Source organism: Aneurinibacillus thermoaerophilus (assembly GCF_019603355.1).
In the GTDB taxonomy this organism is placed as follows: domain Bacteria; phylum Bacillota; class Bacilli; order Aneurinibacillales; family Aneurinibacillaceae; genus Aneurinibacillus; species Aneurinibacillus thermoaerophilus.
Window position 1 is genome coordinate 936,327 of record NZ_CP080764.1, and the last position, 24,174, is coordinate 960,500.

Genomic DNA, 24,174 nt, shown 5'->3' on the forward strand with positions numbered 1-24,174 from the left:
TCCGCTTTTTTATCCACGCGGGCAATATAAAAGTGCTTTTTCGATTGTATTTTTGTTCTTGGCGGTAATCTCGGCCCGGCGCGGAATTGGCGGAAACAGCCCTTCAGGATCAAGAATTGTAGGCGCGAGTTGTACCGGGCTTTCTTCTTGATATTTAGCAATCCACGCCTGTGGGATGGGCACATTATTAACGATTCGCTGACCAGATAATTCAGCCCACAATAAAGTCCAGGCGCGCGGCACCACGCGCCAGATGTCATATCCTCCCCCTCCGGTTGCGATTAATCTGCCATCGCATAATTCTTCTGCAAGTTCCCTTGCCAGCTTGGGAATCTCCTGATAAATCCGCATTGATGTTGACAGATGTGTCAGCGGATCGAACATATGGGAATCACATCCATTTTGCGTCACGATAACATCCGGTTTAAATCCGCGAGCTACGGTCGGAAGCACGGTATCGTATGCTTCCAGCCATGAGTCATCTTCTGTAAACGCATCCAGCGGGACGTTGACCGAAAAGCCGTACCCTTGCCCATCCCCGCGTTCAGTAATATTTCCGGTACCAGGGAAAAGATATTTCCCTGTTTCATGAAAGGAAAGGGTCAGCACGTTCGGATCATCGTAAAATGCCCATTGTACGCCGTCGCCGTGATGTGCGTCCGTATCAATATAAAGCACGCGGGCGTCATATTTTTGGCGCAAATACGCAATCGCAACCGAGCAATCGTTATAAATGCAGAATCCGGAAGCTCGTCCACGAAAGCCGTGGTGAAGCCCCCCAGCCAGGTTGACAGCGTGGCGGTATTCGCCGGACATGACCAATTCAACGGCGCGAAGGGTTCCGCCGACCGCCAATGCCGATGCTTCATGCATATTAGGAAAGATAGGACAGTCCTCTGTTCCTAATCCGAAGCTTGCGGCAATGGGGATTTCCTGCTTCGAATGGCCGCATTCTTTCACTGCTTCGATATATTGCCGATCGTGTATAAGCGCCAGTTCGTCATCAGTCGCCATCCGCGGCGGCACAATATCGTTTTCGGAAAGCAAATTCATCATTTGCAGCAAATCCAGCGTCAATACGAGACGCTTTTGGTTAAACGGATGCTCTTCATTAAAAAAATAATGTAAATATTCGTCGCTGTAAATAAAAGCTGACTTTATTTTCATAGTAATCCCTCTGATTCTCTGGGCCAAATCATACGATAGCCGGCCTTCTCGATTTTGGAAACGATGTTGCGTGGATCGATTGTTTGTACGCGGAACACAAGATTTTTCTTGCATGGAAGAGACAGGCGTGTCTAAAATTTTTTCGTCCTCATTATGCGGTGTGCTGATAATGGAAGGACATGCATCCCGCACATCGCGGTCGGAGATAATTCCAACCAGCTTGCCTTCTGAAACAACCGGCAAGTGGCGAATCCGGTGCTGATGAATTTTTAGAAGTGCGAGTCGAATTGAATCTTCCGGCTCGATGGTTATTAAACTTCTTCTCATAATATCTTCTACGAGCATCGGATATTCCTCCCTGACTATAGAAATATTCGTGATATATATGCAGCCGGATGCCGAAGAACCTTGTTTCTTAGTATCGGTTTAATACATAAAACGATTTTGAAAGCGGATGCGATCAAAGGCTTGCACCGATTCCATGGGAATGTTCTTTCCGATTCTTGCCATTAAGCAGTTCGCGGGATGGGCACAAATCTCCGGATCGTCGGTGGCGAACCACTCAAGACCGACGGAAGCCATTACTTTTTCCATAATTTTTCTGTATTCCCATACATCGAGTCCTGTGCCTTTTAAATCCCAGTGCCAGTAATACTCGGTCGTAAAAACAATGTAATTTTCCATCGCATCATCACGGAAGGCGAGCATCAGCATGTCTTCCCCCACATGTTGATGACGAAAACACTTGGTCACTTCAATGGCTCCTAGTTCTAGCAGGTCTTCCATTCCAGCCTGTGCCCATCGTTCCATTGGATCGGGGTAGAGGAAAGTGACATAGCCGACGATAGTATCATTATGAACTGCTAGAATAATGCGTCCTTCGGGAAGACCCGCGATTTCTTCCAGCGCTTTTTGCTGATCGCGCGGCTTGCGAAATGCTGTCAACCCTTCATCCATTTTAAGCATTGCGACACGTTCAGGCGAAACGGGTCCTTCGATTAGAAGCCTGCCTGCTGATTTTTCTATTTCTTCTCGATAATACGTTTTTTTGTGCTCCATATTCGTTCACACCTTACTATTCAGATATAAAATCGTTTTGTTATGTTTCACCGTTTGATTCAATCTATCATTTTTTCTTTATAATTAGAAATTATCTAATATTAACTATCATCCTGACAATGCATAAATTTGAAAAACCTGTGAATGATAATAATTGATAAAATAACAGATTATTTGGTATAATCGAAATAACGAAAGGGTTTTCAAAGGAAAAAATAGAGTATATGAATTTAGGTTGGGATCAAGTAAAAATTAGTGGGAGAGGAGCTGCAATATGAAAGAAACGATGCACAGCAAGATACTTCCCGTGGTTGGGAGCGGTTATAATATGCCTGCGTATGAAGAGGCTTATAACAATTTCAGCTGGGAAGATGTAGAAAAGCAATTTACATGGTATGAAACGGGCAAAGTAAACATGGCACACGAAGCAATTGATCGTCATATAGGCACCCTCCGCGAAAACAAGGTAGCGCTTTATTATAGCGATGCAACACGCGATGAGAAATATACATTTGCAGAACTGAAAACTTTATCTGATAAATTTGGAAATGTACTTCGCAAATTGGGAGTTCGGAAAGGGGAGCGCGTGTTTATTTTTATGCCCCGTACACCGGAACTATATGTAAGCGTCCTAGGTACGATTAAAGTCGGCGCCATCGTTGGTCCGTTATTCGAAGCTTTCATGGAAGGCGCGGTGCGCGACCGTCTGGAAGACAGTGAAGCGGTTGCGATCGTCACGACGCCCGCACTGTTGCCACGCGTTCCGGTAAAAGAGCTTCCGGCGTTGAAGCATGTGATTCTGGTTGGTGCAGAAGGAGAACTAGAAGAGGGACAGGTAAGCTATGAGAAGGAAATGGAGCAGGCTTCGGAAGATTTCCAAATCGAATGGGTAGATCGTGAAGACGGTCTTATCTTGCACTATACGTCCGGTTCTACCGGAAAACCGAAAGGTGTGCTTCATGTTCATAATGCCATGATTCAGCACTATCAGACAGCCAAATGGGTGCTGGATCTGAAGGATGACGACATTTACTGGTGTACGGCTGACCCGGGTTGGGTAACCGGGACATCGTATGGTATTTTTGGCCCATGGCTCAATGGGGCAACTAACGTTATTCGTGGCGGCCGCTTCAGTCCGCATGATTGGTATTCCACCATTGAGAAATACAAAGTTACCGTTTGGTATAGCGCTCCGACCGCGTTTCGCATGCTGATGGGAGCGGGTGACGAAGTGGTGAAGCAGTATAATCTGTCCAGCTTACGTCATATTTTGAGCGTAGGGGAGCCGCTGAACCCGGAAGTCGTATATTGGGGCACGAGAGTATTCAATAAGCGTATCCATGACACATGGTGGATGACAGAGACGGGCGCCCAGCTAATCTGTAATTATCCGAGCATGCCAATTAAACCAGGTTCCATGGGTAAACCATTTCCAGGTATTGTCGCGGCAATTGTGGACGATGAAGGCAATGAATTGCCGCCGAACCGCATGGGCAACCTGGCGATTAAAGTCGGTTGGCCGTCAATGATGCGCAAAATTTGGAACAACCCGGCCAAGTATGAGGAATATTTCCGCTTGAAGGGTTGGTACGTATCCGGTGATTCAGCATACATGGATGAAGACGGATATTTCTGGTTCCAAGGCCGTGTGGATGATGTGATTATGACGGCGGGTGAGCGTGTGGGCCCATTTGAAGTCGAAAGCAAGCTGGTTGAGCACCCGGCGGTAGCAGAAGCGGGGGTTATCGGTAAGCCAGACCCGGTACGCGGGGAGATTATCAAAGCGTTCATCTCACTGCGTGACGGATATGAAGCGACCGATGAACTGCTGGAGGAAATCCGCCAGTTTGTCAAAGTGGGGCTGGCTGCGCACGCAGCGCCGCGCGAAATTGAAGTAAAAGATAAATTGCCAAAAACGCGTTCCGGTAAAATCATGCGCCGCGTCCTTAAAGCGTGGGAACTTGGGTTGCCGACCGGAGACCTGTCTACAATGGAAGATTAAACATAAAAAAGGAGGGGAATTAATCCTCTCCTTTTTTTCCTTCTTTTTTACTATCTGTTTTTTTCTCTTCCTTCGGTTTGTCTTCAGACGGCTTGGATTGCTTCTTCGAAGATGTTTTTTCGCCGTCATCATTACTCGTCTTTTTGTCGGAAGGAGTTTTTTGTTCATCCGACTGCTTGTTGTCTTCTTTTGGCTTATCGGCATTATCACCGGGCTGCTCGGATTTTGTTTCGTCTTCTGGCTTCTCTTCTTTCGCTTTGTTTTTATCCACTGTTTCGCCTTCAGTGTTTGGCTTCTGTTCGCTGTCGTTCTTTTTCTCTTCTTCCGTCTTTCCATAGGAAGCAGGATTTTTTGAAGTTGCCAAATCGGCGTTATAAATGGCTGCCATGGACGTTCCTGGCGGACGCTTCATATAATTGCCGGCAGGCGAAAGATTCGGGTCGATTTTCAGAGCGGAGCTGAAAATTTTTCCCCAGACGTATTGAGCGTTATAAAATGAGCTCTTATATAGTTTGTATTTTTTATCATAGCCAATCCATACCCCAAGAGAAATGTCGGGGGTGTAGCCCACAAACCATTTATCTCGATAATCCTGCGATGTTCCTGTTTTTCCTGCGACATCGCGTCCCATTTTGTAGGGACGTACCCTTGTTCCGGTACCACTGTCGATAACATCGCGCAACATATCCGTAATCATCCAGGCGGTCTGTGGTGAGAACACGCGTACCGGTTTTGGTTTGTGTTGGTATATCACTTCATGCTCGCTGTTTTCGATGCGCTCAATTAAATAAGCATCGATGAAGTTCCCTTCATTTGGGAAGGTAGCATACGCATTTGTTAGCTCTTCCACAGAAATCCCATGCGTAAATCCACCGAGTGCAGTAGGCAGGTAGTAGTCGCTGTCCACAATTGAGTTTATGCCCATTTTCTTTACGTAAGAAAGCGATTTTTTAACCCCGGTTTCGAAATACACTTTAACGGCCGGTACGTTACGTGAAAATTTCAGAGCATGGCGTATGGTCATCGGCCCTTTAAAGTTATTGGAGTCATTTTTCGGGGTATATCCACCAGGGAACACAGTCTCCTCATCGACAACGATTGAATCAGGTGAAATAATGCCTTCCTCAATAGCAGGGGCATACACGCCGACAGGTTTGATTGCCGAACCCGGCTGACGGGGCACGGTTGCATGGTTTGTTTTCTCAATTTCGAAGTCACGTCCTTCGATCATGCCGAGAATAGCCCCTGTTTTATTATGGATTAGGATAGCTCCTACCTGTTCCGGCATTCGCTTGCCACCGATTGGTGGACGTTCCGGGCCAAAGTTATCAGAATCAGTGGCGATTTCCTGCATTTTTTCATAAATGCGTTTATCAATGGTGGTATAAATGTGGTAGCCACCCTGACGAACCGCCATTCGTTTTTCTTCCAGAAGTTTTTCATACGGTTGATTTTTTAGTTCCGGCTTTTTCTCAAAATCTTGTTGTAACAGGATTTCCGCTGCGCGTTTTTCGATTTCCATCATAAGGAATGGATATTTCTCAAACGCTTTAGGTGTTGGTTTAGCCAAGTGCGCTTCAATATCATAAGCCAATGCTTCATCGTATTGCTGTTTCGTGATCTTGCCGTTTTCCAGCATGCGGTTCAGCACGATTTTTTGGCGCTCTTTTCCCAGTTGAAGACCCCTCTTTTTAAATGGAATATAAGAAGAAGGTGCCTGCAACATTCCAGCCAGATAAGCCGATTGGGCGATATTCAAATCTTTGGCATTCACGCCAAAAATCCCTTTAGCTGCCGCTTGAACGCCATATACATTCGAACCATTGGCGTTTTTTCCGAAGTACATTTTATTAATGTACGCGTCGAGAATTTGTTCCTTACTGAACATGCGCTCTATTCGCAATGCAAGGAAGATTTCTTTAAATTTTCGCTCCATTGTTTGTTCGGGCGAAAGGATCGTTTGTTTTACAAGTTGCTGGGTTAGGGTGCTTCCTCCTGTCTGCACCGATGCTCCGGTAATCTGCTGGATTCCGGCCCGGGCGATGGCGGAAGGAACGATCCCGTTGTGCTCAAAGAAATATTTGTCTTCCGTTGAGATGATAGCATCAATTAAATGAGGTGAGACCTCTTTATGCGATACAAGCCGACGGTCTTCTGCTGTGATCAATTGGCCGATCATTGTTTTGTCTTTGAAATATGCGAATCCGGTTAAGTTATTGGTAGAGATTTTTTGGTAAATTTCATTATAACTGCGAACCGGGTCGTCTTTGACAAGCGAAGCGACATAACCAGCGGCGGTACCGCATGCGAAAAGCACGCCCATAAAGAATAGAATGGCAGAAACTTGAAAAATAATGAGAAGAGTATGCCAAATGCTTTTTTTGCGCCTTGGCCTATCCGGCGTACTTGCGGAACCGTTTTGTTTTTCCATACAATTCCCCCTTACCTGTAACAGAGACATTATATCATAAAGACGATTCCTGAGGTTAAATGTTGCATTCTCTTATTACTTTTAGTTATTATGGTAATAACAAAGGCATAATATCATTTTATTCACGATGAAGGCGTATCAGTAGTGGCTTTGGAACCGGAAGCAGCAGAGAGTCGGTGGAAGGTGAGAACCGGCCCGGCCAGGCAGCGAAATACAGCGTTGGAGTGAATTCCGCTCCGTATAGATGTGTGGGCGGACGGTATATTCGTTTGGAATAGGCCGTTATCCGTATGAGTGAAGGGCTTTTTTGCCCTTAAGTAAGGGTGGTACCGCGAGCAAACTCGTCCCTTTTTGGGACGAGTTTTTTATTTTGTTTTAAGAAATTAGGAATTGGAGGAAGCAGACATGATTGAAGAAAGCATTGCTTTGACCGAAGAGCAGGCGCGTGAAGTAGAGCGTCAGATGAGCATTATCCGCCGTGGTGTGGCAGAAATTATACTGGAAGAAGAAATGAGAAAAAAGGTGGAGCGTTCTGTCGTAACTGGAAAGCCGCTAAAAATAAAGCTTGGGCTAGATCCATCCGCACCGGATATTCATATTGGCCATACTGTGGTGCTTCACAAGTTGCGTCAATTCCAGGAGTTAGGACATAGAGTGCAATTGGTTATTGGCGATTTCACAGGACGAATCGGTGACCCGACCGGGAAATCCGAGGCGAGAAAGCAACTTACAGAAGAGGAAGTCAAAAAGAATGCAGCGACATATGTAGAACAGTTTGCGAAAATCCTCGATACAGGCAAGATTGAGGTCAATTATAATAGCAAGTGGCTAGCGCCTATGAATTTTGCAGATGTAGTAAACTTAGCTGCGAAAATAACAGTAGCTCGAATGCTTGAACGGGATGATTTTGAAAAACGTTATTCAAATAATCAACCGATTAGCGTCCATGAGTTTTTCTATCCGTTGATGCAAGGATATGATTCGGTAGTATTGGAAAGCGATGTGGAACTGGGAGGGACGGATCAGAAGTTTAACTTGTTGATGGGCCGTCAGTTGCAGAAGGAATTCGGACAGGAACAGCAATGCGCGCTGATGATGCCGATCATCGAAGGATTGGATGGCGTACAGAAGATGAGCAAAAGCTTGGGCAACTATATCGGTATTAGCGAGCCACCGAAAGAAATTTACGGCAAAGCCATGTCAATTCCAGACGAACTGATGGTAAAATATTACGAACTAGCGACCGATATTTCTATGGAAGAATTGGAGAGGCTCAAGAGAGGGTTAGCTGACGGTTCCGTGCATCCGCGCGACGCTAAAATGCGCCTTGCGTATACGTTTGTAAGAATGTATTGGGGTGAAGAAGCGGCAAAACAAGCGGAAGAACATTTCAAAACCGTGTTCCAGCAGCGCGCGCTACCTGCGGATATTCCGGAAAAAGAAGTAGCCGTAAGCGAATTGGAAGACGGCAAGATGTGGGTTATCAAGCTTTTGTCTGTGCTGGAACTCGTGCCGTCAAATGGCGAAGCGCGCCGCATGGTGCAACAAGGTGCCGTAAAAATCAACGAAGAAAAAGTGACTTCCGTGGATGAGCATATCGCCGTGGAAGACGGTATGATCGTTCAGGTCGGGAAACGCAAATTCGTGAAAGTAGTGATTAAATAATAATAAAACTCCCGTCGGAGACGACGGGAGTTTTGCTTGAATTTAAGATTAACGAGAGTAGAACTCGACGATCAACTTTTCGTTGATTTCAGCCGGCAGTTCTTCACGGTCTGGCAGGCGAGTGTACGTACCTTCCATTTTTGTTTCATCATAGCTCAGATAGTTTGGCAGGTATGCACGAGCTTCCAGCGATTCTTTTACTATGCTTAAGTTGCGGCTCTTTTCGCGCAGGCCAATTACATCGCCAGGTTTCACACGGTAAGAAGGAATGTTTACTTTCTTGCCGTTTACTGTAATGTGGCCGTGAGTTGTCAACTGACGTGCAGCCGGACGAGTTGGTGCGAAACCAAGACGATATACCAAGTTGTCGAGACGAGACTCAAGCAGCTTCATGAAGTTTTCACCGACAACCCCAGGCATTTTTGTTGCTTCGTTAAATGTTTTGCGGAATTGCTTTTCCATCAAGCCGTACATATGACGAAGCTTTTGCTTTTCAGTAAGCTGAATCGCGTATTCGCTCATTTTACGACGGGAATGTCCATGTTGTCCCGGTGGAAAATTACGTTTGATGTCTTTGCCAGTTCCGTCTAGGGAAATGCCCAGACGACGAGCCAATTTGTGGCGTGGTCCAGTATAACGTGCCATAAAATTCCGTTCTCCTTTACATTTAGATTTAATAGGTGTTTACTTCCGCCTGGCTAGTTCCTAACTTTACTGCATGCTCTTCGGACGGTAGCGTTTCCGCCGCATGCTCCATTAAGGGATAAAACAGCCGCTGCCCTTAAGGGAGGAAGCTAATGAATTGACCAGACGTTTTTACCTAAAATCATTGCTACCCTAGGATGAAGCACATAAATAATATTATATTCCCTTATAATAGAAAGTCAATATTTTTCCCGGTTGACAATAATAATTCCGGTCGCAACGAACAGCAGAGTCAAAAATACTACGAAATGAAGCGTTTCATTGAGGAAAATGGCAGAAAACGATGCGCCGAACATCGCTGTAAAAGTGATGTCTATCCGGTTTGCAACAAATTTCTCCGTATTCAATCGTATGTAATCTTTTTTACTAAGAAAAAATAGATTGAGAAAATACAGAAAAATTATGTAAATCACAAAGAAAAAGATGAAAAGGGAACATAAATATAGTACAATATCAACCAAGATAAGTTTGCTGTAGAAAGTAATAGAAGAGAATCGTTGAGAGGAGTTAGAAAAGATGAGTAAAGTGGAAACAAAAAAGGGATACTTCGGGGAGTTTGGGGGGAGCTTTGTACCAGAGCCGTTGCAGGCTGCGCTCGATCATTTGGAGCAGGAGTTTGAACGGTATAAGGATGAGCCTGACTTTAATGCAGAACTGGAACATTATTTGAAGGAATATGTTGGGCGCCCGAACCCGCTTTATTATGCGCAGCGCTTAACTGAGAAGCTTGGAGGCGCGAAAATTTATTTAAAACGTGAAGACTTAAACCATACGGGAGCGCATAAAATCAATAATGTGATGGGCCAAGTTCTGCTTGCCAAGCGCATGGGCGCAAAGCGTGTGATCGCGGAAACAGGGGCAGGTCAGCATGGAGTGGCGACAGCGACTGCATGCGCGATGTTTGGAATGGAATGCGTCATTTATATGGGGGAAGAAGATACTCGCCGTCAGGCATTGAACGTATTTCGTATGGAACTTTTGGGGGCGAAAGTAGTAGCGGTAAAAGACGGCGCCCGCACGCTGAAGGAAGCGGTAGACGCTGCGCTCAAGGACTATGCGGAGAATTACGAAAGTACGTTTTATTTGCTCGGGTCGGCTGTCGGACCGCACCCATACCCCACTATTGTACGCCATTTCCAATCCGTTATTGGCAGAGAAGCACGTGCGCAACATCTTGAAAAAGAAGGAAAGCTGCCGGACTATATTATCGCGTGTGTGGGTGGCGGAAGCAACGCCATTGGTTTGTTCGCTCCGTTCTTTGATGACAAAGAAGTACGCATTGTCGGCGTTGAACCAGGCGGAAAAGGGCTTGCACCGGGGCAGCATGCCGCGCCGCTTGTAGCTGGGGAGCCAGGGATCATTCACGGTTTCAAGTGTTACATGATAAAAGATGAAAATGGTGAGCCTGCCGCTACACATTCGATTGCTGCTGGTCTCGACTATCCAGGCGTCGGACCTGAACATAGCTATTATAAAGCGATTGGTCGTGCGAAGTATGTAACGATCGACGATGCTGAGGCGCTTGAGGCGTTTCACGCTTTGTCGCGAACAGAAGGCATTATTCCCGCGATTGAAAGTTCTCACGCGGTGGCATATGCAATGAAACTTGCCCCAACATTATCGCCGAACCAAACGATTATCGTTAACCTTTCCGGCCGTGGAGACAAGGATGTGCAACAAGTTTTCAACATGATGCATAATAAAGGACAATAATGATGAAAAGAGGCCCGAACCCCCGGGCCTTCTTTCATTATATAATAGATCAAAAGGTTCAAAAGTTTTGAAGCGGTGAGCCGCTTAAACTTTCTTGGTATTTTACGTAAAACATATGCTATCATCTGGAAATGTATAGAAATAATGAGTGAAACCTTATTTGATATTTCGTATAATTATTATATGATAAGTAATATTAAGAAGGGACTGAATTTTCTATTACCACTGTAAAGCACATTTATCTTGTTCGTCACGGGGAAACCGAATGGAATGCCAAACGTTTAATTCAGGGACATAGCGATATTCCACTGAACAGGCGAGGCAAAGAGCAGGTGCGACGATTAGCGGCGCGCTTAAAACAATCGCCTATTTCCCAGATTTGCTCCAGCGACTTGCAGCGGGCTTATGATACGGCGCAGGCGGTGGCCGATATGCTTGGTTTATTTGTTTGCCGCCATGTGGAACTTCGCGAGCGGAATTACGGGGACTGGGAAGGAAAAGATTACCGCATGATCCAATCGCAGTTTCCCGACTTTAACCCGTGGATGGATACAGAAAGCAAGTATAATGTTGAGACGTTTTCCGCGATGCAGCAGCGGGGAATGTGTTGTTTGCAGGAAATTTTGCGGGAGAGCGAAGCAGAGCATATTTTGGTGGTTAGCCACGGGGGCTTGATTAATGCGCTGTTGCATCATATAAGCGGGGGAGTGCATGGAACCGGAAAAACAAAGTTGGTAAATACAGGAATTAGTTACGTTCGATACGAAAAAGGCAACTGGACAGTGCATACAGTGAATGACGGAACGCATCTAGCCGACCAGTAAGAGAGTGGGAGAGAAGGGAGAAGGCGGGACTGTGAAGAAGCACACGGTGGATCAAAATTGTGGAGAGATTGAGTCTTCTTATTTTTACAGGGAACGACTTGCGCATATTTTTCGAGATAGTTTCCAGTTTATATTCTCCCCTTTCTTTTTGGCAGATAGGGGATGGGTGTTTGTAGCAGACCGTCATGGCTATGTAGTTGCTTGTGAAAAAGCAGGTCAGCCGGAGTTTGATGTGAAGCCGTTTTATCCGTTGCATCCAGAAAAAATGTATATTCAGAACAATGTGGAGGAAGATAGCCGGACGGTGTGTGTTCCGGTGCTCCAGGATGTTTGGTTTCCTGGCTATATAGGAGTTGTGCTGCCTGCGTGTATAGAAGAAAGGTGTGCGTTTTCGTTTTTGCAGGGAATGACGGCTGTTTTCCGCCTCATACAGGAGCAATACATCAGCAAGACCATTTCTTCATGTATTAAAGCCGTAAGCCAGAATATGGGCCTGAATAGTGCTATGCAGACGATTGTCCGGCGGTTTGCCGAAAGCTTGTACCAAGTCGAATGCATTGCAGTCGTATTTGATGAAGAACAGGATGGAATGGTGCCGCATTGGTCTTCGAGTGAGCAGAATTGGCTGTGTCGGGAGACCATGAAGATGCGCAATCTTAGAAAAATATATGAGCAGATCGTTTCGCAGTTCTCCGTGGAGCGTAATGTTTTGCGTAGGGAAGATATTGATATACAAGGACTATTGGAGTTAGAAGAGCTGTCTGAGGCGGATTGGTTAATTTCTCCTTTTGACTATAATGACAAAATTATCGGATTTTTAGTCGTATTGCGTGATAAGAACTTTCCATTTACAGACGAGGAGCAAAAATTTATCTTTCGTTTCACGAAAGCCCTTGGCCCTTCCGTTCACAACTCTGCCCTTTATATGCGTGTTCAACGCGACGAACAAAAACGGAGCATGATGTTTGAAATTACAAAAAAACTCCATTCATCTATCAATGTGAATGATGTGTTGCATGCCGTGATAGAAAATACAAAAAAACTGTATCCGGAAATGCAGGTTGATTTATGGCTGTCCCATGATTCATTTTCCACGAAGCTGCCCGTCAAGCCATTTTCTTTTTCGACCGGAGAAAGCAAAAGCAATGTAAGTGCCCGAGCGTTTATGGAAGCACGAACGATCATCGTGAAATCCTGGGGGAAGCGCAGTGTGACGTTAGCCGCTCCGCTCAGGGGCAAACAAGGGGTTTATGGTGTGTTGGAACTTTACAGCGACAAGCCGATATCTCTTCCAGCGCGAGAGATAGAGTATATTACGATGCTGGCAGATACGGCAGGTAATGCATTCGAAAATGCTCAGCTTTATCAACAATCCTGCCATTTAATCAAAGAATTGTTGCTCATTGATGAAATGACGCGGCAACTCAATAAGAATATTAAGCTTAACGATTTACTTACATTTATCACGCGTAAGCTGACGGAGACGTTTCGTACGGAACATTGCTGCATTTTTTCTTGGTCAGAAGAAGAAAAAGCATATGTCGCGTGTGCGTCCACTGGACAGGAAAACGTTCCGCTTGTTTTGCGGATTCCGGAAGCAGGCAAACTTCATGATTTGTTTGTCAAAAAGGAGTCGATTTTAATTGCGGATACGAAAGAAATAGATTCACTTCTCCCGTCTTTTTCTTGTCGGTCGTTAATGGCTGTGCCGCTTATGGGTAAAGGTCAAGTAGAAGGAGCCATTTTTCTGATAGATTCTCAGCCAAATCGTTACACATTCGATGATTTTAAGCGCCTGGAGATGTTGGCCCGTCATGTGAAAGTCGCGGTGACGAATGCTTCCCTGCATGCCGAAGTCGAGCGAATGGTGATAACGGATAATTTGACGGGCCTGTATAATCGAAAGTATTTATATGACTGTATCCGTCATTCCCAGCAGCGTGACATCTGTGGCTCACTTATTTTAATTGATGTGGATTACTTTAAGAATATTAATGATACGTATGGTCATCAGATTGGCGATGAAATTTTGATCCAAGTGGCAGAAGTGCTTGTTGCTTCAATTCGCACATCTGATGTTGCCGCTCGTTGGGGCGGAGAAGAGATGGCTGTATACTTGCCAGCGGTACAGGAAGATATTGCCCACCAAGTAGCGGAGCGGTTACGCATGAATACAATGAGCAGCACGAGACCGGCTGTTACGATTTCCTGCGGGGTGGCTACCTGGTTGAAAGAAAACGGCATTCCGAGCGTCGAACGATTGTTCCAGCAAGCGGATGAGGCTTTATATCGCGCGAAGCATAGCGGGCGTAACCAGGTTTGTTTGGCAGGAAAAGTATGAAACATGCACGGAAAGAGCTTCTGGCAGGGAAGTTTCTTTCTTCCCTCATTTTATGAATGAACATTCAATCAGTAGGAGGAAGAGACATGCAAAAAGCAGTGAATACGCAGGTTTTTCGGCTTGAGATCCCGACTCCGTTTAGCGTTGGAGCGGTCAATATATTTTTAATAAAAGGGGAAAGTTGCACGCTTGTTGATGTCGGGCCAAAAACGAGGGAAGCGCGTGAGGCGCTACGAGTCTTCTTAAAAGAGAATGGGCTTACATGGCGGAATATTGACCAGATCTTTCTTACACATCAACATGTAGACCATTCTGGTTTGGTAGCGGAAGTAGCAGAACGTACGGATGCGCAGGTGATCGCCCATCCGAATGCAGTGCCGTATATTGAAGGGGAAGAAACATTTATGCGGCATCACGATGCATTTTTTCGCGAACTATATGAAGAAAATGGCGTTCCGGAACAATTGCTGGGGCATGTAGAGCGGTTTCAGAAAATGTTGAACATGTATAGCGATCCCGCACCGGTTCATCGAATTGTGCGAGGCGGCGAGCTGTTGGGAAGTTGCGGGGAGTGGCGTATTATTTTTACGCCGGGACATACACAAACCCATTTGGCTTTATACCGAGAGGCAGACGGTTTGATGCTGTCAGGCGATTTTTTAATTAAAGAGATCTCATCCAATGCTTTCGTAGAGCCTCCGGCGCGAGCTGGTGAAGAAAGGGAAAAGCCGCTGGTTGTATACAGGCGAGCAATGCAGGAAGTAAAGATGATGCCAGTGCGGCGCATGCTCCCGGCACACGGCGAAGAAATTGAAAAGCCGTCTGAACTTATCGTTTATCGCTTGCGTAGACAGGAAGAGAGAGCGGAAAAAATTTATGGTTTACTTGCGGATGGTGCCAAACATGTTTTTGAGTTGTCAGCATTATTATTTCCTAGCATTTATATTAAAGAGTTACCACTTACGTTTTCGGAAACGCTTGGACACCTCGATTTGTTAATTGAACAGGGAAAAGTAGAGCGAGTATGGTCAGAAGAGAAAAATGTGTATCTTTATCGAACGAAAGAATGGGCTAGATAAATATAATTTGATATACCGACTTACCATCATACAAATGATTTGTAAACTCTCTTGAGGAAGGAGAGTTTTTTGCTTTTTTGGTGATATAATAAAAAATACGAAATGATAAGGGAGACGGTGAATTGAAGCGTTTACTACTTTCTGCCTTTTTCCTGATTGTCACGATCTATTTGGTTATGCAGACTGAATTCGGTCATTTGATTCGTACCGGAAACTTGGAGCAAATTGCCGCGTATATTCAATCGTATGGTTGGGTTGCGTTTTTTATATCAATTATCGCCATTGTCTTGCAAACGTTTTTTCCGATTGTTCCTTTCGTATTGCTGGCGGGTGCGAATGTGGTTGCCTTTGGTCTCTGGCCCGGATTTGCAATCAGTTGGGTTGGTGCGGTGTTGGCCGCGCTGGCCAATTTTCTTTTGGCCCGCTATGTTGGGAGGGAGTGGGCGGACAGAAAATGGGGCCATCATTCGTTTGCAAAAAATTTAAACAAGTATGCAGAAACAAAAGGGTTTATTGTTATTTTGTTTGCGCGGTGGGTCCCCGTATTGCCTTCCAGTGCGGTAAATACGGCAGCTGGCATTTCAAAAGTGTGTTTTCGCACATTTTTACTGGCGACAACGCTAGGCAAAGGCCCGGCTGTTCTGTTTGAATCGGTTGTTGGACATTATTTGGTTCATTGGGAACAGCACAAAGGCAAGCTTCTTTTTATTGCGTTTGGTCTTTGCTTATTTATGCTAGGGATCAGCTATGTGAAGAGGAAGAAAAAATTAACCTTGCTTTCATAAGAGAAAGGCAAGGTTTTTGGGAGGGACAGGCTGTGAAACGTTCACCGAAGCTTACCAAACAAAAGATTGTTGAAGCTGCTGTCGAACTGTTTGATTCACAGGGATTCGACGGTACGACAGTACGGCAGATCGCTTGTAAGGCAGGGGTGAACGTTGCGCTTATTGCCTATTATTTTAAAAATAAAAAAGGATTGCTCGAATATGTTATGGTAGAGTATTATGAGGCTTTATTTCGAAAGCTGGACGGTTGCCGCCATGACACGGAATGGGAATCTCTTTATGATTTGCTGCGCCACATGTTAGAAAGCCTCGTCCGTTTCCAAAGTGAATTTTATCAGGTAACACGATTGATTCATCGGGAATTATCCGTAGAATCAATGCTCGGGCGGGAGATTATGAGCACTTACCTGGCCAAGCTTAAACATTATTTTGCTGCGGTGATTGAAGAGGGAGTTGAGGAAGGGGAATTTCCGCCGTTACAGGTAGAAGGCGTGGTCATTCAACTGATGGCGATTACAAGTTTTCCTTATACATACCCGCAAATTATTCGTGAAGTATTTTATTTGGAGCCATTGGATGAACAATTCGTGGAACAGATGGTGCATTATACATATGACTTTTTACACCATATGATGACACCGCTCAACACATTTCGCTAGGTTTTTTCATAAAAAGCTTGCTTTCAAGCAGGAACTTTCTCGTTTTATACCTAATTATTATTATAATAAGATAGGTTGACTTTTCCAAAAGGAGTACGGCACAATGTCATATGCAATACAACGAATGTTTCGTTTTTTTATAGCGCTTGTCGCGTCAGTTGCGATTCTGGCAGGCCCTTGTTATGCACAGGCCGCCCCAATGCCAGCCTCGCTTGATAAGCCGGTAATAGATATAAACAATGTAATGAAAAGCGAAGAAGAAAAAAAATTCATTAATCTGACGTCTGGCATGAAGCAGACGTACAAGCTGGTCGTCATCGCCGATGCCAAACCACTGACGCTTCAGCAGTACGCACAGAAACTGCTTGAAACTTTTACGATCGAAGATAAAACTATGGTCATGGTTTTGTCAGCCAGTGAGAGAAACATGGTTATTTTAAGTGGGAAATATTTCAAGGAAAATGGGATTAACCAGGAAGTGTTACAGCATAAGATGGAGCATTATTTTGAACCGTATGCGAAGCAAGGCACGCTAATGACCGGCGTTATATCGTTCGTAGAAGCGGTTGATGAAGAATTAAAAGCGTTCGCGCAGAAACAGGGAAGCGGAGAACAGGTTAAAATGGCGGGAATTTCAGCGTCTGCGGCTACTAAGGACGTTACGTCTTGGCCTGTCTGGTTGCTTGGCGGATTGATTTTATTGGCAGTCGCTTCCGTAGGAGCTGCCATGGCTTACACGAAACGTGGACGAATTTTGAAAGAAGTCGATGAAGTGGACGAATGGCGAGGGAAAGTCGCTGATCAGCTTAATTCATTTGAAATTGATAGTTCATGGAAAAAAGAACCGGGAAGAATTAAAGAGAAGTATCTGGCGATTTTGACCTCGCTTGATGACTTAAAAAAAGATGCCATTGCCGATGTAGAACTCATCCTGGTGGATGCTGAAGAAAATCTTATGAAATTCCGTTTTAAAAGAGGCCAGGAAATTATTCAGGAAGCAAAAGATAAACTGTTCCGCATTGAAGAAGAATATCGCAATTTACATATCCGGCTGGGTAAACTTCAGGAAACATTACAAGATATCGTTGCTTTAAAGGAGGAAACAAAGCAGCTTCAGCAGAAAAACGAACGCCGGCTGGACGAGCTGCGCATTCAATATAGCGTCTCTTTTCATGTTTTAAAAGAGGAAATGAATCAGTTTGATCGTGAAATGCAGGCGGTGAAGCAGGCGGAAGAAAAAGGGGATTTCGAAGATGCAAGAGCTTGTTTGCAACAAGCGGCAGAGAGTCAGCGAGCGTTGATGGATGTGATGCAAAAAGTTCCGCTTATTCGTCAGACAATCGTCAAAGATCTGGATCAGGAAATTCGACAGCTGGATGAGGATGCAAAAGAAATGGTGGCAGGTGGTTATACAAGCGGGGAAGAATTCTTTAATGCGCGCATTGTAAAAATTCGTGGAAAGTATGAAAAGCTGCCGATTTTATTCGAAGAAGGGAAAATAACGGAAGCCGAGGAATTAATTATAAAAATACGTGAAGATATTGAATCGGTCTATCAGACGATGGAAGAGATCGTGACAAACCGCCACCAGTATCGGCAGTATGTAGTCGAGCTTCCGTACTATCTTAAAGTGCTAAAGCAGGATGAAGAATATTTAGCAGGTGAATTGCACGATCTTTCACAACGGTATTTGGTAGAAGATGGTGAAGCATTTCATTATTATCAGCAAATTCCTGCTGTTATTGCAGATATCGAAAATGCGCTGGAGCAGATTAGCGCAAGCACAGAAAAAGACAATTATGAACGACATGGTGAGACGCTAACTCAGGTGGCCGAACGCGTAAATCAGATGATGGAGCGGCGTGAGCTTGTGATGAAAGAATTAAAAGTGTTTCGTCAGGGGGAAGTAGAGGCGCACGAAGAATTGCAGGATATGCGTGCCAGCGTTACACGGGTGGAGCAGCAGTTGAAACGATTGCATCTGTCGAAAGTGCCGTATAGCGTTACCAGCAATATTCAGATTTGCCGTCAGGCTATTGATACGGTAGAAGAAGCACTTGGAGAAGTTCCGCTGAAAATGCAAAAAGTTGATCATGTGCTGAAAGAAGCAAAAGAACACGTTTCCGAACTGTTGGAACAAGCGGCAGAGATGATTCGTGATATCCGGTTAGCAGAAGACAAAATTCAACGAACGAACCGTTTCCGGCGCTATGATAAGGAAATTGCCAGACTTTTGCAGACAGCAGAGGACGTGTTCCGTGAAGCGGAGTACGGAGAAGCGCACGAACTGGCCGATCAAGCGTTTCGCCTTGCACAAGAACGGTATGGACTGGATGTAGAATAAAAATGTTGCAAAGAGAGGAGACAGTTCCCTCTCTTTTTTGTTGCCTTGTTTTTCCTCGTTTACTCATGGAGTGAAAAGATATGTTGCTTTATTACTATAAAGTAGCATATCCTTTCTTATACAAAAAAAAGACACATCAATGCGATGTGTCCAATATAAGGGAGTAGAGGTGTGAGAGTCAGTTGCAATTTTAAAGGGGAGTAGGTTTACTATTATGTTTCCCCGTCTGTTTTTTATTTAAACAACAAAATGAAAAAATTTTTTATGCCGAATCGCGGATTCCTGTGTTGGCCTTGACTAGGACTTCGTCAAATTTCGCATCGCTTTCGCGGCGGCCAAAGATAATAGCGCCGAGATAAGCAGCAATGAAACCGGCCGGCACGGAAATGAGCGCCGGGTTAGTCAGGCTGATTAGTGGCGTGCCGACGAGGATTGCTTTGCCTGGTGTTGGATCAAGCACATTTGGACTTACTACAACAAGAATAAGCGCTGTGAAGAGACCGACAAGCATGCCGGTAATGGCGCCTGCCGTGTTAAATCTTCGCCAGAAAATCGTGTACATAATAACCGGCAGATTTGCGCTGGCGGCTACGCAGAACGCCAACGATACGAGGAACGCTACGTTCATTTTTTGCGCGAACAGAGCCAAGATAACAGATGCAACTGCAACGCCTACGGAAGCATAGCGGGCAGCCAGCATTTGTTCCCTTTCCGTGGCTTTGCCTTTACGGATAATATGGCTGTAGAAGTCGTGCGCGAACGCGGAGGCCGCCGCCAAAACAAGGCCCGCTACTACCGCTAGAATGGTGGCAAAAGCAACCGCTGCGACGAATGCCATCAAAAAGTCGCCGCCCAATTCACGCGCAAGCAGCGGAGCCGCCATGTTTCCAGCTTTGTTTGCCTCGATAATCGTTTCGTTGCCGACAAACGCGGCAGCACCGAAGCCGAGGAAAATCGTCATAATATAGAATAGGCCGATGAGCCAGGTTGCGTATACAACTGATTTTCGTGCGGTTTGCGCGTCCTTCACTGTAAAGAAACGAATCAAGATATGCGGCAGTCCCGCTGTTCCAAGGACGAGTGCAATGTTAATAGAAATCGTATCAAGTCCGTTTTTATACTTGACGCCTGGATTCAGGAACGCGTCGCCAAGCGGTGTTGCTTTTTTCATGTGATTAAACATTTCCACAAAGTTAAAGTGAAATTTCGCGAATACCATTAGGGAGATGATGAACGTACCAACCATAAGCAGTATTGCTTTTACGATTTGTACCCAACTGGTGGCTGTCATGCCTCCGAAGATGACGTAAATTGTCATGAGCGTGCCGACAATCAATACAGAGGTGGTGTAATCCAGGCCGAGCAAAAGCTTAATTAATGCGCCTGCGCCTACAAGTTGAGCAATCATATAAAAAATGGAAATGGCAATGGTACTTAGCGCCGCCACCCCGCGAACTTTTGCATTGTTGAAGCGGGCGGCAATCATGTCTGCCATCGTGTATTTGCCAAGGTTGCGGAGCGGTTCGGCAACGATGTACAGAACGACCAAATATGCGACGAGATAACCTATGCTGAAGAAGAAGCCGTCAAAGCCGGTCAACGCGATGGCACCAGCGATGCCGAGGAACGAAGCGGCCGACATGTAATCGCCGGCAATCGCTAGACCGTTCTGCCATCCGGTCAGGCCGCCGCCTGCTGTGTAGAATTCGCTCGTCGTATTGGTTTTTTTCGAAGCGTAGTATGTGATAACAAGCGTTGCAGCCACGATGAGAAGAAAGAATGTAAATGCCATTACTGTTGCCCCCTTTTTTGGAGCTCTTCGATAATTTCATCGGCGAGTTTGTCAAAAGAGGAGGCTTTGCGGGTATAAATCATACATAATGCCCATGTCATAATAAATTGGCCGAAAGCATACAGCCACGCCCAAGTGATAGAGCCAATCGCGGGAGTGTTTAATATGTTGCTATATGACGTCAGAATTGGAAGTGTGTAATAAAAAATTATGAAAAAGACGCACATAGGAACGATAAAATTTCTTTTCGCTTGTATCAAACTTTTGAATTTTTTACTTTGAGCTATAGCTGTATAGTCAATGTTTTGCTCTTGGATTCTTCCCGTGCCGGAAGATTTGTTTTGTGCGAGGTTTTCCATACAGTTTCACCCCAATCTTTATTAGTTTTTTCTATCTTTCTTTGTGTAGAAACATTCATCACCCCCCCAGTAATAAAGCGTTTACAAAATTGTTCGTCCGAAAGATATGTTCAGAACTCACCATAATATTAAAATATTTTTAAAAAAATTAAAACTAAATATATTCGACATATTTAGACAAATAATACAAATGATAGAAAAAGAAAGCAAGCAGAGAAAGTTTAGCGTTTTTCTGCTTGCTTGGCGGATAGCAAAGCGTTTATCGTTCTTTGTTTTTTTGCTTTAACGGAACAAAGCTTTCTTCTATTCCGAGAGCCTGTCTGGCAGCAGCCAAGCCTGCTGCGTGGCCGGTTGTAAAAGCGACAGTAATATTGTAGCCGCCTGTATGTGCATGCACATCAAGCACTTCCCCGGCAAAAAAGAGACCGCGCTTTAATTTAGATTGTAAGCTTTTTGGATCGATTTCTTTTACGCTGACTCCGCCGCCTGTCACCGTAGCTTGTTCAAGCGGCAACGTGCCTGTAATCGTAACGGGAAACTGTTTGATAAGCCGCGCCATTTCGTACCATTTCGTCCGGGAAATATGTGGATACGTTATCCCTTCATCAATACCGGACAATTCAAAAATAAGCTGAAGCATTCGTTCCGGGAGATAGGCGCGCAGCACGTTTTTGATCGCTTTTTTTGGTTCACGTTCCATTAGGTTCATCATTTCTTGGACGATATCATCCTGTGTTTTTTCCGGTAAAATGTCAATGGTTAAAAGGAGCGGAACAGGTCCGAATTTCCGTTGTGCAACGGAAACGTAATGACTTACGCGTAGCGTAGCCGGACCGGAGATACCAAAATGGGTAAACAGCATGTCGCCTTCTTCGGTGCAGATTTTTTTGCCTTTTGGGTTCCATAGCGTTAGATAGACGCTGCGCAGCGAGAGACCCTGCAATCTCGTTTCTTTAATATAGTTATCACAAGCCGTCAATGGTACAGCTGTAGGAAACAGATCGGTGATGGTATGGCCGACAGCCCGGGCCCACGGATAAGCATCTCCAGTAGAGCCGGTGCTCGGAACGGAGCATCCGCCTGTCGCGACGATCACATGGTGACAATGAATGATTTCACCGGATGCAAGCTCTACACCTGCCACTTCGGCATCAGTATATAACAGCTGTTTGACCGGCTCATTTGTGCGTATCGTTACGTTGAGCCTGCGCACTTCGCCAATGAGCGCATCCACTACGGTTTTTGCTTTGTCGCTGACCGGAAACATCCGACCGCGATCTTCTTCTTTCAGCCGGATGCCCAATCCGGTAAAAAAGGCGATAATATCTTGGTTTCCGAAGCTGTTTAGCGCGCTGTACAAAAATTTGCCGTTGCCAGGCACGTTTTTTATGAGTTCTTCCAGCGGTTTGGCATTGGTGACATTGCATCGGCCTCCCCCGGAAATCATAAGCTTTCTTCCAAGTTTATTTCCTTTATCGAGAAGCAATACTTTCGCTTTTTGGGAGGCGGCAGCTACGCAGGCCATGAGGCCGGCCGGCCCTCCGCCGATTACGATAACATCCCACTGTGACATAAAACCACCGTCTTTCTTTTGTATATGTTTGTCTTGTGATATCGTATCTTGATTCGCACTTTTATATTTTTGACATGGTTCTTTTAAATTGCAACTATCCTGAATAAAAAAGTTCTGGTTTTTCCGCACACTTTATATCCAGTAAGTGGTATAATATTTAAAGAAGCGCTTCAAACATTAGTGGCATGGGAGGGGTCTGCCATGGAAAGATACTTGAAGCTTTTATCAGAAAATGCGCAAAAGAACGGCAATATCTATCAATTTGTGCTTGAGTTGATTCGTCAGGTTACGTTTGATGCAAGTTTATCATCCAAAGAGCGCATGGATGAAATAAAAAAAATATACTGGGCTTTGGAAGAATATGTTGCTGTGCAGAATTAGACCGTTCTTTTGAACGGTCTTAGATTGAAGGCAAACTCCCTTGTTACGCAAGAAACAGGGGAGTTTGCCTTCAATCTGAGGCGCTTATCAAGCGTTTCCTTCTTCTGCCCAAATTGCAGATTTTCCGAGCAGGAAACCCCATCGCCTTTATATATTGGAGTGTCAAATGCTCCAATATATAAAAGAAAGTGTAATTTTTCACAAAAATATTAGCAGGAATCCTCGTGTGGACAGCGAATAAAATAATTATAGTAAATGGATTAAGAAACAAATGCTGCAGATACATATTTTCACACATCCCACCATAAATACTATTATTATGATAATAAAACTCAGAATATTCAGTTTTCCTCTACTATATCTCTTCTCGGTTGCACAATCCAGTTCTTTATTTCTTGTTAGCATCATAGCTCAACTTGTGTATGTAATTTTTTTCACGATATATTCATTTTGCACAAGGAGGCTTTTTTATGCACATTCTCGTTTGTGTCAAGCAGGTGCCGGATACGAAAATTATCAAGGTAGATCCCAAGACGAACACGCTGGATCGGCGTGGCGTGCCAGCGATTTTAAATCCGTATGATACGCATGCTGTTGAAGAAGCGGTGCGACTGCGCGCCCGATACGGAGGCAAAGTATCTGTACTGTCGATGGGCCCTCCCCAGGCTGTAGTCGCGATTAAAAAATGTGTGGAAATCGGTGCGGATGAAGGGTATTTAATTTCGGATCGTGCATTCGCCGGTGCGGATACGCTGGCGACTAGCTACGCGCTGTCGCGGGCGATTTACCGCATTATGAAAGTAGAGCCGATCGATCTAATCATATGCGGAAAAATGGCGATTGACGGTGACACAGGACAAGTCGGACCCGGTATCGCGCGTCGGCTCGATATTCCGCCTTTAACCGGCATCAAAAAAGTGGTTGAGATAAATAAAGAGAAACGGCGAATTATTGTGCACCGCAAATTGGAAGACGGCTATGAAGTGCTGGAGTCATCCATCCCCTGTTTGCTGACAGTGGAGAAAGAAATTAACGAAGTGTCTTATTCTCCGTTGCCGAACATGATTCGCGCTGCACGCTACAAGCCGGTGGTTTGGACAGTCGATGACTTGGAAGACGTAGATCGTTCCCAGCTTGGATTGAAAGGCTCGCCCACGATTGTGGGCAAGATGTTTACCCCGCCGAAACCGCAGGGTGGAAAACGCCTTGAAGGCACGGCAGATCAGCAAGTAGAGCAGCTTGTGAACGCATTGTTGAAGGAAAAACGCGAATTGTTTGTGCAAGGGGGCAGGTAA

At 45.0% G+C, this 24,174-nt stretch carries 19 protein-coding genes, 1 pseudogene and 1 other annotated feature; of the genes and pseudogenes, 11 read left to right on the forward strand and 9 right to left on the reverse strand.

Annotated elements, in window-relative coordinates:
• Positions 1–9: 9 nt before the first annotated feature.
• The 3 genes and pseudogenes from K3F53_RS05095 to K3F53_RS05100 form a co-directional block, all read right to left on the reverse strand.
• The gene (locus K3F53_RS05095; RefSeq protein WP_057899556.1) at positions 10–1,167 is read right to left on the reverse strand and encodes an acetoin utilization protein AcuC; all 1,158 of its coding nucleotides are present in this window, start codon (positions 1,165–1,167) and stop codon (positions 10–12) included.
• 192 nt (positions 1,168–1,359) lie between these two features.
• Positions 1,360–1,512, reverse strand: a pseudogene (locus tag K3F53_RS19325) (CBS domain-containing protein); the annotation flags it as partial.
• Positions 1,513–1,593: 81 nt separating this feature from the next.
• Positions 1,594–2,226 carry a hypothetical protein gene (locus tag K3F53_RS05100; protein WP_057899554.1) on the reverse strand — a complete coding sequence of 211 codons (633 nt, stop codon included), beginning with the start codon at positions 2,224–2,226 and terminating at the stop codon, positions 1,594–1,596.
• Positions 2,227–2,512: 286 nt separating this feature from the next.
• Between K3F53_RS05100 and acsA the strand changes: the two genes are divergently transcribed.
• On the forward strand, positions 2,513–4,228 hold the full coding sequence (gene acsA / locus K3F53_RS05105) for an acetate--CoA ligase (protein ID WP_057900392.1): 1,716 nt from the start codon (positions 2,513–2,515) through the stop codon (positions 4,226–4,228).
• A 19-nt stretch (positions 4,229–4,247) separates the two neighbouring features.
• On the opposite strand, the gene K3F53_RS05110 is transcribed toward acsA, so the two are convergent.
• Complete coding sequence (locus tag K3F53_RS05110; protein ID WP_057899553.1) at positions 4,248–6,659, reverse strand: transglycosylase domain-containing protein; 2,412 nt, start codon at positions 6,657–6,659, stop codon at positions 4,248–4,250.
• Between the two features lie 118 nt (positions 6,660–6,777).
• Positions 6,778–7,011: a binding site (T-box leader), on the forward strand.
• A gap of 53 nt (positions 7,012–7,064) precedes the next feature.
• Between K3F53_RS05110 and tyrS the strand changes: the two genes are divergently transcribed.
• Positions 7,065–8,324, forward strand: coding sequence for a tyrosine--tRNA ligase (gene tyrS, locus K3F53_RS05115; protein WP_057899552.1), 1,260 nt, complete (start codon positions 7,065–7,067; stop codon positions 8,322–8,324).
• A gap of 48 nt (positions 8,325–8,372) precedes the next feature.
• On the opposite strand, the gene rpsD is transcribed toward tyrS, so the two are convergent.
• Both rpsD and K3F53_RS05125 read right to left on the reverse strand, forming a co-directional pair.
• Positions 8,373–8,969 (reverse strand): 30S ribosomal protein S4, encoded by a 597-nt coding sequence (gene rpsD / locus K3F53_RS05120; RefSeq protein WP_057899551.1) that lies wholly within the window; start codon positions 8,967–8,969, stop codon positions 8,373–8,375.
• Positions 8,970–9,208: 239 nt separating this feature from the next.
• Positions 9,209–9,376, reverse strand: coding sequence for a hypothetical protein (locus K3F53_RS05125; protein WP_156424081.1), 168 nt, complete (start codon positions 9,374–9,376; stop codon positions 9,209–9,211).
• A 169-nt stretch (positions 9,377–9,545) separates the two neighbouring features.
• Between K3F53_RS05125 and trpB the strand changes: the two genes are divergently transcribed.
• The 7 genes from trpB (at position 9,546) to K3F53_RS05160 (ending at position 18,774) form a co-directional block, all read left to right on the forward strand.
• Positions 9,546–10,742 carry a tryptophan synthase subunit beta gene (trpB, locus tag K3F53_RS05130; protein ID WP_057899549.1) on the forward strand — a complete coding sequence of 399 codons (1,197 nt, stop codon included), beginning with the start codon at positions 9,546–9,548 and terminating at the stop codon, positions 10,740–10,742.
• A gap of 236 nt (positions 10,743–10,978) precedes the next feature.
• Positions 10,979–11,566: a histidine phosphatase family protein gene (locus K3F53_RS05135; RefSeq protein WP_257721610.1), complete on the forward strand. Its 588-nt coding sequence runs from the start codon at positions 10,979–10,981 to the stop codon at positions 11,564–11,566.
• 31 nt (positions 11,567–11,597) lie between these two features.
• Positions 11,598–13,907, forward strand: a complete 2,310-nt coding sequence (locus tag K3F53_RS05140; protein ID WP_057899547.1) for a sensor domain-containing diguanylate cyclase — start codon at positions 11,598–11,600, stop codon at positions 13,905–13,907.
• An 86-nt stretch (positions 13,908–13,993) separates the two neighbouring features.
• Complete coding sequence (locus K3F53_RS05145) at positions 13,994–14,986, forward strand: MBL fold metallo-hydrolase (RefSeq protein WP_057899546.1); 993 nt, start codon at positions 13,994–13,996, stop codon at positions 14,984–14,986.
• A 122-nt stretch (positions 14,987–15,108) separates the two neighbouring features.
• Positions 15,109–15,771, forward strand: coding sequence for a TVP38/TMEM64 family protein (locus tag K3F53_RS05150; RefSeq protein ID WP_057899545.1), 663 nt, complete (start codon positions 15,109–15,111; stop codon positions 15,769–15,771).
• 32 nt (positions 15,772–15,803) lie between these two features.
• Positions 15,804–16,430, forward strand: coding sequence for a forespore capture DNA-binding protein RefZ (gene refZ, locus K3F53_RS05155; protein ID WP_057899544.1), 627 nt, complete (start codon positions 15,804–15,806; stop codon positions 16,428–16,430).
• Positions 16,431–16,533: 103 nt separating this feature from the next.
• The gene (locus K3F53_RS05160; RefSeq protein WP_057899543.1) at positions 16,534–18,774 is read left to right on the forward strand and encodes a septation ring formation regulator EzrA; all 2,241 of its coding nucleotides are present in this window, start codon (positions 16,534–16,536) and stop codon (positions 18,772–18,774) included.
• A gap of 262 nt (positions 18,775–19,036) precedes the next feature.
• Here the strand turns inward: K3F53_RS05160 and K3F53_RS05165 are convergent, their stop codons facing one another.
• The 3 genes from K3F53_RS05165 to K3F53_RS05175 all read right to left on the reverse strand — a co-directional run bounded on the left by K3F53_RS05165 (position 19,037) and on the right by K3F53_RS05175 (position 22,498).
• Positions 19,037–20,566, reverse strand: coding sequence for a solute symporter family protein (locus K3F53_RS05165; protein WP_057899542.1), 1,530 nt, complete (start codon positions 20,564–20,566; stop codon positions 19,037–19,039).
• Positions 20,566–20,925 (reverse strand): DUF485 domain-containing protein, encoded by a 360-nt coding sequence (locus K3F53_RS05170; protein ID WP_057899541.1) that lies wholly within the window; start codon positions 20,923–20,925, stop codon positions 20,566–20,568. Before K3F53_RS05170 ends, K3F53_RS05165 begins: the two co-directional genes overlap by 1 nt.
• 259 nt (positions 20,926–21,184) lie before the next feature.
• Complete coding sequence (locus tag K3F53_RS05175) at positions 21,185–22,498, reverse strand: BaiN/RdsA family NAD(P)/FAD-dependent oxidoreductase (protein WP_057900391.1); 1,314 nt, start codon at positions 22,496–22,498, stop codon at positions 21,185–21,187.
• A 201-nt stretch (positions 22,499–22,699) separates the two neighbouring features.
• Here K3F53_RS05175 and K3F53_RS05180 point away from each other — a divergent pair, with 201 nt between their 5' ends.
• Entirely contained in the window at positions 22,700–22,879 is a 180-nt protein-coding gene (locus K3F53_RS05180; RefSeq protein WP_057899540.1) for a hypothetical protein, read from the forward strand.
• Between the two features lie 470 nt (positions 22,880–23,349).
• On the forward strand, positions 23,350–24,174 hold the full coding sequence (locus tag K3F53_RS05185) for an electron transfer flavoprotein subunit beta/FixA family protein (protein ID WP_057899538.1): 825 nt from the start codon (positions 23,350–23,352) through the stop codon (positions 24,172–24,174).